General features: G+C 73.0%; 13 protein-coding genes. 7 read left to right on the top strand and 6 right to left on the bottom strand.

Features of this window, described 5'->3' with window-relative positions:
* Positions 1-41 precede the first annotated feature (41 nt).
* The 3 genes from FKD65_RS15205 to FKD65_RS15195 all read left to right on the top strand — a co-directional run bounded on the left by FKD65_RS15205 (position 42) and on the right by FKD65_RS15195 (position 3,106).
* Positions 42-1,517: a serine/threonine-protein kinase gene (locus FKD65_RS15205; RefSeq protein ID WP_141578121.1), complete on the top strand. Its 1,476-nt coding sequence runs from the start codon at positions 42-44 to the stop codon at positions 1,515-1,517.
* Between the two features lie 84 nt (positions 1,518-1,601).
* A complete protein-coding gene (gene mshB / locus FKD65_RS15200; protein ID WP_141578120.1) occupies positions 1,602-2,501 on the top strand; it encodes an N-acetyl-1-D-myo-inositol-2-amino-2-deoxy-alpha-D-glucopyranoside deacetylase in 900 nt (299 codons plus the stop codon).
* Between the two features lie 23 nt (positions 2,502-2,524).
* Positions 2,525-3,106 (top strand): DUF6113 family protein, encoded by a 582-nt coding sequence (locus FKD65_RS15195; RefSeq protein ID WP_141578119.1) that lies wholly within the window; start codon positions 2,525-2,527, stop codon positions 3,104-3,106.
* 35 nt (positions 3,107-3,141) lie between these two features.
* On the opposite strand, the gene FKD65_RS15190 is transcribed toward FKD65_RS15195, so the two are convergent.
* The 4 genes from FKD65_RS15190 to rocD form a co-directional block, all read right to left on the bottom strand.
* Positions 3,142-4,755: a DHA2 family efflux MFS transporter permease subunit gene (locus FKD65_RS15190; RefSeq protein WP_141578118.1), complete on the bottom strand. Its 1,614-nt coding sequence runs from the start codon at positions 4,753-4,755 to the stop codon at positions 3,142-3,144.
* Positions 4,756-4,763: 8 nt separating this feature from the next.
* Positions 4,764-5,381, bottom strand: coding sequence for a PadR family transcriptional regulator (locus FKD65_RS15185; RefSeq protein WP_141578117.1), 618 nt, complete (start codon positions 5,379-5,381; stop codon positions 4,764-4,766).
* A gap of 97 nt (positions 5,382-5,478) precedes the next feature.
* The gene (locus FKD65_RS15180; protein ID WP_141578116.1) at positions 5,479-6,447 is read right to left on the bottom strand and encodes an LCP family protein; all 969 of its coding nucleotides are present in this window, start codon (positions 6,445-6,447) and stop codon (positions 5,479-5,481) included.
* Between the two features lie 215 nt (positions 6,448-6,662).
* Complete coding sequence (rocD, locus tag FKD65_RS15175; protein WP_168221423.1) at positions 6,663-7,829, bottom strand: ornithine--oxo-acid transaminase; 1,167 nt, start codon at positions 7,827-7,829, stop codon at positions 6,663-6,665.
* Positions 7,830-8,037: 208 nt separating this feature from the next.
* Between rocD and FKD65_RS15170 the strand changes: the two genes are divergently transcribed.
* The 4 genes from FKD65_RS15170 to FKD65_RS15155 all read left to right on the top strand — a co-directional run bounded on the left by FKD65_RS15170 (position 8,038) and on the right by FKD65_RS15155 (position 12,729).
* Positions 8,038-8,493, top strand: a complete 456-nt coding sequence (locus FKD65_RS15170) for an Lrp/AsnC family transcriptional regulator (RefSeq protein WP_141578114.1) — start codon at positions 8,038-8,040, stop codon at positions 8,491-8,493.
* A 65-nt stretch (positions 8,494-8,558) separates the two neighbouring features.
* Positions 8,559-9,050 (top strand): ribonuclease E activity regulator RraA, encoded by a 492-nt coding sequence (gene rraA, locus FKD65_RS15165; protein WP_141578113.1) that lies wholly within the window; start codon positions 8,559-8,561, stop codon positions 9,048-9,050.
* 192 nt (positions 9,051-9,242) lie between these two features.
* A complete protein-coding gene (locus FKD65_RS15160; RefSeq protein ID WP_240810159.1) occupies positions 9,243-11,309 on the top strand; it encodes a M6 family metalloprotease domain-containing protein in 2,067 nt (688 codons plus the stop codon).
* A gap of 187 nt (positions 11,310-11,496) precedes the next feature.
* On the top strand, positions 11,497-12,729 hold the full coding sequence (locus FKD65_RS15155) for a hypothetical protein (RefSeq protein ID WP_141578112.1): 1,233 nt from the start codon (positions 11,497-11,499) through the stop codon (positions 12,727-12,729).
* Positions 12,730-12,772: 43 nt separating this feature from the next.
* Here the strand turns inward: FKD65_RS15155 and FKD65_RS15150 are convergent, their stop codons facing one another.
* Positions 12,773-13,975 carry a Cmx/CmrA family chloramphenicol efflux MFS transporter gene (locus tag FKD65_RS15150; RefSeq protein ID WP_141578111.1) on the bottom strand — a complete coding sequence of 401 codons (1,203 nt, stop codon included), beginning with the start codon at positions 13,973-13,975 and terminating at the stop codon, positions 12,773-12,775.
* Positions 13,976-14,048: 73 nt separating this feature from the next.
* A complete protein-coding gene (locus tag FKD65_RS15145; RefSeq protein WP_141578110.1) occupies positions 14,049-14,624 on the bottom strand; it encodes a TetR/AcrR family transcriptional regulator in 576 nt (191 codons plus the stop codon).
* Positions 14,625-14,645 lie beyond the last annotated feature (21 nt).

The raw sequence follows: 14,645 nt of genomic DNA, 5'->3' as shown, positions 1-14,645 counted from the left end.
TTCCCCAAGCACTTTCATCGTCGCGGGCTGAGGAGTGGTCAATGACTGAGCTGCAGCCGGGAGACCCCCGGCGGCTCGGTTCCTACGAGATCGTCGACAGGCTCGGCGAGGGAGGCCAGGGCGTCGTCTACGGCGGCGTCGACGCCTCCGGGAACCGCGCTGCGATCAAGCTCCTGCGCGCCGACCTGGCCGGGGACACCATGGCCCGCAACCGGTTCGTCCGGGAGGCGCAGGCGGCCAAGCAGGTCGCCCGGTTCTGCACCGCGCAGGTCCTGGAGGCCGACGTCGCGGGCGACCAGCCCTACATCGCCAGCGAGTACGTCCCGGGGCCGTCGCTGTACAAGCAGGTCACCGAGACCGGCCCGATCAGCGGGGCGCCGCTCGACCGGCTCGCGATCGGCACCGCGACCGCGCTGGTGGCGATCCACCAGGCCGGGATCGTGCACCGCGACTTCAAGCCGCACAACGTGATCATGGCTCCGGACGGGCCCCGCGTCATCGACTTCGGCATCGCGCGGGCCCTCGACACCGGCCAGACCAACGCGACCAAGGCGATCGGCACCCCGTCCTACATGGCGCCCGAGCAGGTGGCGGGCGCGACGCTCACCGAGGCCGTCGACGTCTGGGCCTGGGCCACCACGATGGTGTTCGCCGCGACCGGGCACCCGCCGTTCGGCGACGACACCGTCGTCGCCGTGATCAACCGCGTGATGCACGAGCCGCCGTCGCTGGAGGGCGTGCCCGCCGACCTGCACCGGCTGATCGCCGCCTGCCTGGCCAAGGAGCCGGAGCGGCGGCCGACGGCGCAGCAGATCATGATGGCGCTGATCGGCAGCGGCCCGGGCGGCGGCCCCGGCGTCATCCCCGGCGCCGGGCAGACCCGCATGGACGACCCGGCCCAGGCCACCTCGATGCTGGCCGAGGGGTCGACGCTCGCCGCGGGCGGCCTCGCGGGCGCGGGGATGATGGCGGGCGCCACCCACCCCGGCGGCGGGGCCCCCGGCGTCGCGCCCCGCGACTACACCGGCACCCTCCCGCCGGCGGGCCCGCCGACCGGCACGGCCCGGCGGGGCGGCTACAACGACTGGGAGCCCGAGCGCAAGTCCAAGTGGCCGATCTTCGGCGCCGTCGCGGCGATCGCCGTGCTCGCCCTGGTCGTCGGGCTGTTCATGGCCACCCGGGGCAACGGCGATCCGAGTACCAACCCGACCACCCCGGTCGTCAGCGACTCCGGGTCGGCCTCGGAGTCGCCGACGTCCGAGGAGCCCGACGAACCGACGCCGACCCGCACCCGGACGCGCCAGAACACGCCGACGCCGCGGACGTCCTCGCCGACGCAGGAGCCGCCGACCAGCCGTCCCCCGACGACCGACACGCCGACCACCGAGGCGCCGCCGAGCACGCCCACCGCGCCCAGCACCGGCACCGGTGGCGGCGGTACCGGCGGAGGCGGCGGTGACGGCGGCGGCACCGGAGCGGGCTCCGGCGGCGGTGGCGGGGGCGGCGGAAGCGGCTGACCCGGGCCCGCGGCGACCCTTCCGGGATGTGCGGGGCAGGGCGGTCATCGCCGCCGTGCCGGGCCCTGAGTAGGCTCGGGGACTATGAAGGAGCCGCGGATCCTGTTCGTCCACGCCCATCCGGACGACGAGTCCATCGGAACCGGGGCGAGCATGGCCAAATACGCCGCCGAGGGCGCCCACGTCTGCCTCGTCACCTGCACCCTGGGCGAGGAGGGCGAGGTCATCCCCGAGGAGCTGCGCCACCTGGCGTCCGACAAGGAGGACGCCCTCGGCGAGTACCGGATCGGCGAGCTCGCCGCGGCCTGCCAGGCGCTCGGCGTCCGCGACCACCGCTTCCTCGGCGGTCCCGGTCGCTGGCGCGACTCCGGCATGATGGGCGCCCCCACGAACGACGACCCGCGCTGCTTCTGGCAGGGGGACGTCACGACCGCCGCGCTGGACCTCGTGACCGTCATCCGGGAGGTCCGCCCGCAGGTGATCGTCACCTATGACGAGCGCGGCAACTACGGCCATCCCGACCACATCCAGGCGCACCGCGTCACGTGGCGGGCGTTCGAGCTGGCCGCCGACCCGTCCCACGAGGACGGCGCCGAGCCCTGGCGGGCCGCCAAGGTCTACGCCTACGCCACCCCGCGGACGGTCCTCGCCCGCGCGATCGCGGTGATGCGCGAGGCCAGGCTGCCGTTCGCCCGCGTCGCCGGGCTGGAGGAGCTCGGCTCCGGCGTCCCGGACGGGGAGGTCACCACGGTGGTGGACGCCCGCGCCCACCTGCCCGCCAAGCTGGCCGCGCTGCGCGCCCACCACACCCAGATCACGGTGGCGCCCGAGCAGGTCGGGCCCTTCTTCGCGCTCTCGAACAACCTCGGGCAGCAGGCGTTCGGCACCGAGTACTTCATCCTCCAGGCGGGCGAGCTCGGCCCGGTCGGCCCCGGCCGCCGCGAGCGGGACCTGTTCGCCGGCCTGACGAGCACGGGGGACTGACCGGCCCCGGTACCCTGACCTCCGTGGAAAAGGACGACGAGGCCCGGGTGCGGCTCGCCAAGGACGCCCCCCGGGCGGACGAGGGCGCGCGGGACGCCGAGGCCCCGGCCGGCGCCGCCGGGACCGGTGCCCCCGATCTCCCGGACGCCGCCGGCGCCGACCCGGCCGCGGGTGCGACCGCCCTGGAACCGGACGGCGGCGAGGGCCCCGGCGAGGCGCTGGTGTCCGGCGCCGCCTACGCCGCGCTCGGCATCCTCGGCGGCGTGTTCGGCGTGGTCGGCTCCTTCGTGCAGGACTGGACCATCGGCCCCGTCCCGCTCGCGGCGCTCGTCCTGGTCGGGCTGGTCTTCGCGATGGCGTGGCTTTCGGGCAAGGGCATGGGCGGGCGGCTCGGCGCGACGGTCCCCGCGCTGGCCTGGGGCGTCGTGGTGTTCGTCCTGTCGTTGCGCCGCCCGGAGGGCGATCTCATCGTCCCGGGGACCCTGGCCGGGTCCGTGTTCATCATCGGCGGCATGGTCGCCGCCGTGATCGGGATCATGCTGGTGCCGCCGGCCCGCCCGCCGGGCGACTGGCTGCTCGGCAGGGCGGGCCGCGTTCGCGGGTAGAGCCGGGGACCGCCCGCCGGGGCGGCCCCCCGTTCTCAGCTCGCCATGGGGGCGGGTTCGGGATCCTTCTGCAGGGACGTGCCCGCCTGGTGGCCCTTGAGGGTGAGGCAGGCGGCGGCGCTGAGCAGGATGACGCCGATCGGCAGCCACATCGTCGGTTTCATCGCGTGGACGAAGCCGTGCGAGAACACCTGCCCGGCGATCTCCTGGACGCGGTGGGCGACGCTCGGCGGGACGCCGGGCGGCAGCTGCTGCCTGGTCCCGCTCTGACCCGCGCCGACCTCCAGGCCGCCCTTGGCGGCGTTCGCGAAGCCCTTGACGAAGCCGCCGCGCACGTCCGGCGGGAGCGCCGCCGACCGGGAGGCCGCCTCGTCCCGCAGCGAGGAGGCGAGCTGGTTCTGCAAGACGGCGCCGACCGCGGCGCTGCCGAGCACCGACCCCACCTGCCGGATCATGTTGTTGACGCCGGACGCGGCGCCGGCGAGGCGCGGCGGGACGTTCCGGGTCGCCTCGGTGGCCATCGGCGCGAACACGCCCCCGATGCCGAGGCCCGACACCACGAGCGGGGCGATGAACGCCGTCCAGTGCGTGCCGACCTGGGCGACGACCAGGATCCACGCCATGCCGACGCCGTAGAGGGTGAGGCCGGTCATCAGGATGAACTTGCCGCCGATGCGGTCGGACATCCGGCCCGCGACCGGGGCGAGGAGCATCGACACCAGCGAGGACGGCGCCATGACGAGTCCCGCCTTGAGGGCGCTGAAGCCGAGCACCGACTGCAGGTAGATCGTCATCGGCAGGAACATGCCGATCATGCCGACCGAGACGGCCGCGCCGACGAGGTTCAGGATCGTGAAGTTGCGGTCCCTGAACAGCGAGAACGGCACGAGCGGCTCGCGGTCCTGGCGGCCCCGCTGGTGCAGCACGAAGATCACGAAGAGCGCGAGCCCGGCGGCGATCAAGCCCCAGATGCCCTCGTTCCACTCGTACTTCTGGCCCTCGGTCAGCGCGAACGTGACGCAGAACAGGGCGGCGGACGCCAGCAGCACGCCCGCGACGTCGAACCTGTGCCGGACGGTGCGGGTGTGGCCGGGCAGGATCGGCACGGCCATGGCCAGCACGAGGACGCCGATCGGCAGGTTCACGAAGAAGATCCATCGCCAGTCGAGGCTGGTGACCAGGAGCCCGCCGACCGTCGGCCCGGCGATGGTGGACACGCCCGCGACCGCGCCCCAGACGCCGAGCGCGGCGCCGCGCCGCTCGGGCGGGAAGACGCTGATGATGATGGACATGGTCTGCGGCATCAGCAGCGCGGCGCCGAGCCCCTGCACGGCGCGCGCCGCGATCAGCTGCGCCGGATCCTGGGAGATCCCGCACGCCAGGCTGGACAGGGTGAACAGCGCCACACCGGCGATGAACAGGTTCTTCTTGCCCCACAGGTCGCCGAGGCGGCCGGCGGTGATGAGCAGCACCGCCAGCACCAGGATGTAGGCGTTGACGACCCACAGCACCTGGTCCAGCGAGGCGTCAAGCTTGTCGATCATGCTCGGGATCGCGATGTTCACGATCGTCAGGTCGAGCAGTGTCATGAAGAATCCGAGGGAGAGCGTCAGCAGGATCGCCCACGGATTGCCGCTCCATCGCTTCATCGGGCCCCCTAGTCGTCGGTGCGTCGTGGTCGGGGCCGCGGGTGGCACACGGCCCGCGGCTCGGTGTCGTCGAAGGTGAGGCGGCCGGACGCCAGGTCGTCGACGAGCGACCGTACGTAGTCGAGTTCGGCGCGCACGCGCGCGATCTGCCACTCCTGGTCGATCAGCTTGTAGCGTTCGATGCCCCGCTTGCGGAGGGAGTCGTTCGCGGCCTGGTGGCCCGCGAGCGCCGCCTCCAGGAGCACGGTCCGCTTGCCCAGGAGCCGGGCGACCTCATCCTCGGGCAGCAGGTTGATGAACGCCAGCGCGGTGCCGAAGAGCGGGAACTCCTCGGCCGGGCGGGCGAGCAGCTCGGCCAGGCGGAACTGCGCGGCGTCGCGGCCCGCGCTGGTCTCCGCGTAGACGGTGCGCTCGGGGCGGCGGCCCTCCCGGCTGGTCTCCAGCGGCTCGATCAGCCCGCCCGCGGCGAGCCGCTCCACCGAGTGGTAGAGCGAGCCGTGCGTGATCTTCACGGCCTGGTCGTAGGCGTGGTCGCGGATGCGCTGCTGCATCTCGTACGGGTGCATGGGCCCGTCGCACAGCATGCGCAGCACGGTCAGCGCGAGCGGCGTGAGGGGTCGGGACATACCGGAGCCTTATAGTCGAACTCGATTAGTCCACGTAGACTAATCCACTCAGACCGCTTTCGCCATCGTCTCTGCTTATCCGGTTTGTCCGAGCAGGTCAGCGCACGGTGTCCACGGTGTTGGCGGCGCCGTTGCGGGAGACGTAGTCGCCGACCCGGTCCTCCCGGACGGCGGTGAACAGCTTGGCGACGCCATCGTCGTCCAGCAGTACGACACTCTGCCGGTCCCGTTCCGCCAACTCCGCGACCGGGGCCGTCAGGTACTCCGTCAGCGAGGTCCGCAGCAGCCGCTGCGCCAGCCCGCGCAGCGTGCCGGAGGTGACCGAGTCGTCCACGCTGACCGAGCGGGTCGCGGCCCGCACGAACCGGTCCATCCTGATCGGGTTGCGGGTGTCCAGCGCCTTGGCGGACAGCGCGTGCAGGAACGCCTGCTGGCGCTTGACGCGGTCGAGGTCGCCGGCCGGCAGGTTCCAGCGCTGGCGGACGAAGTCGAGCGCGTCGGCGCCGTTCAGGTGGTGCCGCCCCGCGTGCCAGGTCCGGTTGTACTTGGGGTCGTGGGTCGTCTTGACGACGGTCACGTCCACGCCGCCGAGTGCGTCGGTCATCTTCACGAACCCGCCGAAGTCCAGCGCGGCGTAGTGGTCGACGCGCACGCGCGTGAGCTGCTCCACCGCCCGGATCAGCAGCGGCGGCCCGCCGTAGGCGAACGCGGCGTTGATCTTGGTGGTGCCGTGCCCCGGGACCGGGACCCAGGAGTCCCGGGGGATCGCGATCACCGAGACCCGGTCGCCGCGCCCGGACAGGTGGACCAGCATGATCGTGTCGGCGCGGGCGCCCATCGCGGGGACGTCGGGGCGCCGGTCGGAGCCGATCAGCAGCCAGTTCTCGCCGCGTCCGGACGCCGGGGGGCGCCCGCCGGAGCCGGGCAGCGCGCCGGACACCCGCCGGATCTCCCCGTTGTAGAAGCGTTGCAGGAAGTACAGGCCGCCCGCGAGCATCAGCACGAGGCCCACCGCCAGCCCCGCGCACCCCATGACCACCCGGCGCCGACTCGTGTTGCGCAGCATCCCCACACCCTCGCGGCGGAACGCCGCGAGGGCGGCCGCGCCGTGCGGGGGCTGGCCGAGCCTTGGGGGATCCCGGTGGTCGCGGTGACCGAAACGCCCCACCCGGCGTGCGGGCCGGCGGGCCTGGTCCAGGAGGGGGGTGGAACAGGAACGCCGCCGGGCGCCGTTGACCGGCGGCGTTCCAGGCCGGTGGCCGGTGCTCGCCGGCCGCGCCGTCAGCCCTTGAGGGCGATCTCGAGCTGGTCGAGCGCCCAGTCGAGCTCGTCGCGCTCGATGACCAGCGGCGGGGCGAGGCGGAGCGTGGTCTCGTGGGTCTCCTTGGCCAGGACGCCGAGCTCCATCAGCCGCTCGCTGACGGGACGGGCCCTGCCGTGCAGCTCCACGCCCGCCCACAGGCCGCGGCCCCGCACCTCGCGGACGAGGTCGCCGGGCAGCCGCCCGAGCCGGTCGTGCATGTGCGCGCCGAGCGTCCGCGAGCGCTCCTGGTACTCGCCGGTCTTCAGGATCGCGACGACCTCGCGGCCGATGGCGCAGGCGAGCGGGTTCCCGCCGAAGGTCGAGCCGTGCTGGCCCGGCTTGAACACGCCGAGGACGTCCCGGTCGGCGACGACCGCGGAGACCGGCATGATGCCGCCGCCGAGGGCCTTGCCGAGGATGTAGACGTCGGGCACGACGTCCTCGTGCTCGACCGCGAACGTGGCGCCGGTGCGGCCGAGGCCCGACTGGATCTCGTCGGCGATCATCAGCGTTCCGTTGGCGGTGCACAGCTCGCGCACCGCGCGCAGGAACCCGCTCGGCGGGACGTTCACGCCGGCCTCGCCCTGGATCGGCTCGACCAGCACGCCGACCGTGTCGCCGTCCATCGCGGCCTTGAGCGCCTCGACGTCCCCGTACGGGACGGTCCGGAAGCCCGGCGTGTAGGGGCCGTAGGAGTCGTGGGCGTCGGGGTCGGTCGAGAAGCTGATGATGGTGGTCGTGCGGCCGTGGAAGTTGCCCTCGAAGGCGATGATGTTCGCCTGCCCGGCCGGGACGCCCTTGACCTCGTAGCCCCACTTGCGGGCCGTCTTCAGCGCGGTCTCGACGGCCTCGGCGCCGCTGTTCATCGGCAGGACCATGTCCTTGCCGCACAGCTCGGCGAGCTCGGTGACGAACGGGCCGAACTGGTCGTGGTCGAACGCGCGGCTCACCAGCGTGACGCGGTCCAGCTGCCGCCGCACGGCCTCGGTCAGCCGCGGGTTGCGGTGCCCGAAGTTGACGGCGGAGTAGGCGGCGAGCATGTCGAGGTAGCGGCGCCCCTCGACGTCGGTCAGCCAGACGCCGTCCGCCTCGGAGACCACGATGGGAAGGGGGTGGTAGTTGTGCGCGCTGTGGTCCTCGGACATCGCTCGCAGCTGGTCGGTCGGCGTCACGACGCTCCTTCGCGGCTCGGCCCGGCCGGTTCGGGCCGGGGCATGGCAGGGACACCGGGCGCGGGCCCGGTGCCGAGGGGGAGGAGGCCGGGCGGTTCAGGTGGCCGCCGGTCCCTACCCAGCGTATGTTCGAAAATGACTGCCGACCAATGACGAAAACCGACTTGGGGGGTGTTATTTGTTGCGTCTTGACGAGCTGGACCGGCGAATCGTTGCGCGGTTGCTGGAGGACGGGCGCGCCTCGTACGCGCAGATCGGTGACCGGGTGGGGCTGTCGGCGCCCGCGGTGAAGCGGCGCGTCGACCGGCTCCGCGCGGATGGCGTGATCAACGGCTTCGCGGCCGTGGTCGACCCCGCCGCGCTGGGCTGGACGACCGAGGCGTTCATCGAGATCTTCTGCACGGGGGCGACGTCCCCCGAGCAGATCTACTCCAGCGTCCGCGGCCATCCGGAGGTCGTCGCGGCGTACACGATCAGCGGCGACGCCAGCGCCCTCGTGCACGTGCGGGCCCGCGACATCCAGCACCTGGAGCAGGCGCTCGAGCGGCTGCGCCGCGAGGACAACATCACCGCGACCAAGACGGCGATCGTGCTGTCGCGCCTCATCGGCCGCCCGACCGACGCCCCGTCGGCCTGAGCCGCCCCTCGGGTCGCGGAGGGCTCTCGCCGCCGGAGCCTGTTACCGCCCAGTAGGCTGCCGCCATGGACTTCGCGACCGCTGACCTCATCGACGACTTCGGGGACGAGCTGCGCAGCTGCGAGACGCAGTTCCGGCAGTACGGCGGGCGGAGGGCGTTCGCCGGACGGGTCGCGACGGTGCGCTGCCACCGCGACAACGGCCTGGTGAAGAAGCTGCTCAACACGCCGGGGGAGGGCCGCGTCCTGGTCGTGGACGGCGCGGGCTCGCTGGCGTCCGCGCTGATGGGGGACATGATCGCCGCGTCGGCGGTGGCGAACGGCTGGGCCGGGGTCGTGATCAACGGCGCGGTGCGGGACGTGGCGGCGCTGCGCGAGCTGGACCTGGGCGCGAAGGCCCTCGGCTCGAATCCGCGCAAGAGCGCCAAGGACGGCGCGGGCGAGACGGACGTGCCGGTGGCGTTCGGCGGCGTGGAGTTCCGGCCCGGCGACTGGCTCTACAGCGACGAGGACGGCATCGTCGTCGCGGAGCGTGAACTCCCCCTACGGAGCGCGTGAACTCCCGCTCGGGGCGTGCGAACCTCCCTTCCCGGGCGTGCGGACCGCCGCCGGGAGGGCCTCCTCCCCTTGACCTGGGAGCATGGTGTGAGCTGCCAGGGCTTCCGGCGCGAGATCGTGTAAGTCGGCCCTAGCCGGGCGCGGGAGCGCGTCCTTACCGTCTCCCCGCAACCCACCCGAGGTAGGGGAGACATGCGCGCCAAGAAGATTCTGCTGGTGCCCGCGGCGGCGATGGGGCTGGTCGTGGGACTCGCGGCCGTCCCGGCTGCCGCGCAGCCGAGACCCTCGATCCCGAAGCCGACCCCGAACCCGTGGCAGATGCGGCACTGGCCAAGGACGCAGCCGTGGCAGCGGGCCGAGCCGTCCGCCCGCACGTTCGCGGCGGGCGCCCCGCGCCCGATCGACCCCCAGAACTACGAGCTTCCCGACACGATGACCTGGGACGACTACACCTCGATCCCGGGCACGTCGTGGTCGGACCCGGCCCGCAAGGGGTCGGTGAAGAACTTCAACGTCGCGGTCGTCCTCGCCGACTACCCGAACCAGCCGTTCGAGGTCACGCAGCCGAAGAACTCGTCGGTCTTCGGAAACCCGGTCGAGGTCGGCGACGTCCCCCGCGAGCGGGTGGCGAAGTTCTACCAGGACTTCCTCAACAAGCCGCAGCAGCTCAACCACGGCCACACCCTCCACGAGTACTGGATGGAGGACTCCGGCGGCCGGTTCGGGGTGGACCTCACCGGGTTCGGCGCCTACAAGATGCCCGCCAAGGACCACGAGTACGGCGTGGACGGCATGCAGGGCGGCACGGGCTGCCCGACCGGCGACACCTGCGGCCGCGACCTGCGCAAGGACGCGCGGGACGCCTGGGTCGCCGACATCGGAGAGGAGGCGGCGAACAAGTTCGACTTCGTCTTCTTCCTCAGCGCCGGGCAGGACGAGTCGTCCACCTGGCAGGAGTTCGGCGAGATGAAGTTCGGCACGAAGGAGCGGGTGCCGGACGAGTGGGGCCCGGGCGACCCGAGCCTGACGAACTGGGTGAAGACCCGGTACGTCCCCTGGACGTCCTGGCAGGCGGGCTCGACGATCTGGCCGAACGCCATCCCGGGCGTCTCCTCGACCCAGGCCGAGAGTTCCGGCATGTCGGTCTACGCCCACGAGTTCAGCCACATCCTCGGGATCGGCGACAACTACAACAACCCCTACGGCATTCCGCCACGCCGCGCCTACAGCGGCCCTTGGGACATGCTCAGCCGCGGCACGTTCAACGGGCCGGGCGGCCCGCACAGCCGGTGGACGATCCCGGCGACGGGCGGCGGGTCCATGGGCGCGCAGCACATGCTCCGCAACAAGCTGAAGCTCGGCATGGTGGAGACGGGGAACGTGCTCCAGCTCAGCCGGGACGCGCTCGCCGCGTCCGGCATGGCCGTCGCCAACGTGACCGCCCGGTCGGTCGATCCGGGCAAGGGCGGCCTCACCGGTATCAACATCCAGCTCGGCACAGGCGGCGACAAGAGCCCCAAGTGCGACACCGGCACCGACCCGCTGTGCGACGGCGGCGGCTACGACAACTACACCCTCGAGGTCGTCGACCGGATGGGCACCGACTCCTTCACGCCCGACTCCGGCGTCCTGCTGGCGAAGACGAAGGACCAGGACCGCGCCCCGTTCATCTGGGTGGAGGACGCCAACCCGCAGGACATCGACAAGGTCGACTTCGTCCTGCCGGACGGCACGCCGCAGAAGATGACGATCGGCGACTACCGCCAGCTCTCCGACGCGCTCTACCACGCCGGAACGGGCTCGGGCAGCGAGTACGAGTACGTCGACCAGGCGAACCGGCTGCACTTCTACGTCCTGAACCTCAAGCGCGACCGCAGGGGCGTCCTGTCCTACACGGTCGCGGTCGGCTCGCTGGACGGCGCCGGGCCGCAGCGGCGCGGTGTCCGGGTCGACTCGGGCCCGGGGCGGCGGACCGCCGCGGGCTGGACGAAGTGCACGATGACGCTCACCAACACGGGGCGTGGCGGCGACGGCCGCCACGCCTCCGACGTGTTCCGCCTGAAGGCCGCCGTCTCCGGTGACGGCTGGACGACGGTGCTGCCGAACGAACTCGCCACCGCGCCGGCGGGGGGCCGCACGAAGGTCGAGGTGTGGGCGAAGGCCGAGCCGGGCGCCGCCCGCCACGCGCTCCTCCGCCTGACGGGGACCTCGGAGAGCGACCCGGCGAAGTCCGACTCGGGGACGTGCGCCCTGCGCTGACCCGCCCTCGGACGGGACGGTCCTCCCTGGTGGGGGCCGTCCCGTCCGTGACGGTCCGTCCCCCCACGACCCCTGGAGCGGCGCACGGGTTGACGCCGCCGGAGTAATGGACCGCGAAACTTAAGTTGCCCTCCCCTAGATCATGAACGGGTCGTCCGCACCACCGGGCCGGGGTATCTGATCTTCCGTGATCAACTCGCTACTCGATGCGACGGCACGCCCGCGGCCTTGGACGGCGGCGGCCGTCGTGGCGGGCGTCCTCGCGGCCGCGGCTTCCGCCGCCGCTCCAGGCGCCGCGCACGCGGCCCCGGCCGGGACCGGGGCCTTGGCCGCGCCCCTGAACCCGCGCGACTTCGACCTGCGCCCAGGCACCGACCGCGGCGGGCCGGTCCGGGCGCTCGGCGACCGGCTCCGCCGGACCGATGTGAGCGGGCTGCTCCGCGCGTCCGGCCACGCCAGGCTGGGCGGCGGCTGCGGGAAGGCGGCCGGGGTCCCGGCCGGCTCCCTCGTCTACTGCTTCACCAGGTCGGACGGCACGACCCGCAGCTGGGTCCCGCAGGGCGTCACGTCCGTCTCGGACGCGGCTGCGGGCGAGCGCTGGGCCGGCGGCGTCAGGCCGATCGTGGTGTCCTGGCACAACGGCGGACGGGTCAGGCTCACGTTCGTCGACCCCGACCGGCGCACGTACCGGCACGTTCTACTCGTCGAGCCGGTGATGCGGGGCGGGCGTCCCACCTACACCGACGTGGGCGTCCACGCGGGCGGCATCGCCTGGTACGGCGACAAGCTGTACGTCGCCGACACCCGGCACGGGCTGCGCGAGTTCGACATGCGGCAGATCTTCGACCTGGCCGCGGGCGGCGCCGGATCGACCGGCCACGCCGACCGGATCGGCCTGCACGGCGGCACCTACTACGCCCACGGGTTCCGGTACGTGATGGCGCAGACGAACGACTGGGAGTTCGCGCGAGGCTCGGCGGGCGCCAAGTGCCGGGGGACGGGCCCGCTGCGCATGTCGTGGACCGCGATCGACCGCACCACGCGCCCGCACGTCCTCATCGCGGGCGAGTACTGCCGAACCGGATGGGCGCGGGGCCGCGTGGTGACCTGGCCGCTGGAGGACTTCGCCGGAGGCGGGACCGTGAGAGCCGACGGCGGCGCGCGGCTCCCGGCGGACATGATCCAGGGTGCGGTCAGGACGCACGGGCGGTGGTGGTTCACCCAGAGCCTGGGAAGCAAGCGCGGCCGCCTCCTGTCGACCCGCCACACCGGGCAGGGCTGGGCCGCGGTCCAGCGCCGGACGATCTCCTACGGGCCGGAGGACCTGTCCTGCTACCGGGGCCGCCACCGCGTCTTCACGCTGGCGGAGCACCCGGGCCGCCGGGCCCTGTGGGCGTTCCGCGCCCCCTCCTGCTCCTGACTCGTGGAAGGACCGGGGCAGGAGCGTCCGCACCGGTCCTTCGTCACGCGTCGGCCGGGGCCTTGGTCGGGTCGGTCTCCTCTGCGGGCCGCCGCCCCGACGCCCGCGCACCGGTCAACGTGCCGGCCGCCACGGCGCCGATCGCCGCGAGGCCCAGCGCCGCCCCGATCCAGGCGGTGGACGTGTAGCCCTTCCCCGCGCCGATCGCGAGCCCGCCGAGCCACGGGCCCGCCGTGATGCCGATGTTGAACGCGACGACGTTCCCGGCCGCGACCAGCGTCGACGCGCCGTCCACCAGCCCGAACGCCCGCGAGTTCAGCGTCGGATTCGTCCCGAAGCCGACGAAGCCCAGCAGGAACACCAGGACCACCACGGGCAGGGGCGACCGCGCCGCCAGGGCGAGCAGCACGGACACGACCGTGAGCCCCGCGAAGCCCGCGTACAGCGTCTGGTCGCCCCACCTGTCGGCCGTGCGCCCGCCGAGCGTGATCCCGATCAGCGCGCCGACGCCGTAGAGGGCGAGCACGCCCGGCACCCACGCCTCGGCGATCCTCGTCGTCTCTGTAAGGAAGGCGCCCAGGTAACCGAAGGTGGCGAGGAGCCCGCTCGTGGCCAGGGCCGTCGTCCCGTACAGCAGCCACAGGCGCGGCACGGCCATCGCCCGCACCTCGTCGCGCACCCGGGGCGGCGCGGCGTCGGCGCGCGCGGTGGGGATCGTCGCGGCGACCCCCGCCATCGCGGCCGCCGACATCGCCGCGACCGCCCAGAACGCCGCTCGCCAGCCGAGGTGCTGCCCGACCGCCGTCCCGGCGGGCAGCCCGACGATCGCGGCGACCGTGAGGCCGCCCGCGACGACGCTCATCGCCTTCCCGCGCGCGTCCCGCGGCACGAGGTTCACGGCGGTCGCCGCCGCCACCGCCCAGAACCCCGCGTAGACGAACGCGCCGACGATGCGCATCGCGAACAGCGTCCAGTAGCCGGGGGTGAGCGCGCTGACCGCGTGCGTCAGCGCGAACACCGCGAGGAACGCCAGCATCGTGCGCCGGTGCGGCCATCGCAGCGTCAGGACGGCGAGCACGGGCGCCCCCACCAGCATTCCGACCGCGAACGCCGAGATCAGCCACCCGGCGGCGGGCACGGACACTCCGAGGTCGTGCGCCATGCCGGGAAGCAGCCCCGCGAGCATCAGCTCCGAGGTGCCCTGCGCGAAGATCGCCACCCCCAGCACGTAGACGGCCAGTGGCATCGGTGTCCTCCTGTATTGGATGGATCAGTACAAAACCGGGACGTGAAAAAGGGCGGCTCGCCGGCCGCCCGGGTCAGAGGGAGAGCATCGCGGTGTCCGCGATCGCCTTGAGGGTGGCGCGGTCGGCGCCGCCCCGCGCCGCCACCTGGATGCCGCTGATCGTGGAGATCATGAAGTGCGCCAGCGCGCCGGCGTCCTTGGCGGCGTCGATCTCGCCGTCGCGCATCCCGTCCTCGATCGCCGCCTTCAGGGTGGCGAACCGCCGCCGCCGGTCCCGCTCGAGCCGCTCGGCGATGTCGGGGTCGTGCGGGCCGAGCTCCACTGTCACGTTCACGACCAGGCAACCCGACGGGTCGTCGTCGTCCGGGACGGCGGCCCAGTCAAGGACCGTCCGGAGGCGTTCGCGCACCTGCCCCTCGCCGTCCCGGAGCTGGGTGACGAGCCGGGTGGTCCGCACCTCCATGTAGTGGGTCAGCGCCTTGACGAACAGGTCGCGCTTGCTCGCGAACGTGTTGTAGATGCTGCTGCGTCCGAGCCCGGTCGCCGCGCACAGCTCCTGCGTCGACGTCGCCTCGTACCCGTCCGCCCAGAAGGCCCGCATGGCCGCCTCCACGGCCCGCCCCTCATCGAACTTCCTCGGCCGCGCCATACCGCCACGGTAACACGTTAT

The sequence above is a fragment of the Actinomadura sp. WMMA1423 genome, assembly GCF_006547145.1.
Lineage (GTDB): Bacteria > Actinomycetota > Actinomycetes > Streptosporangiales > Streptosporangiaceae > Spirillospora.
This window is presented reverse-complemented; position numbering and strand designations above follow the sequence as displayed.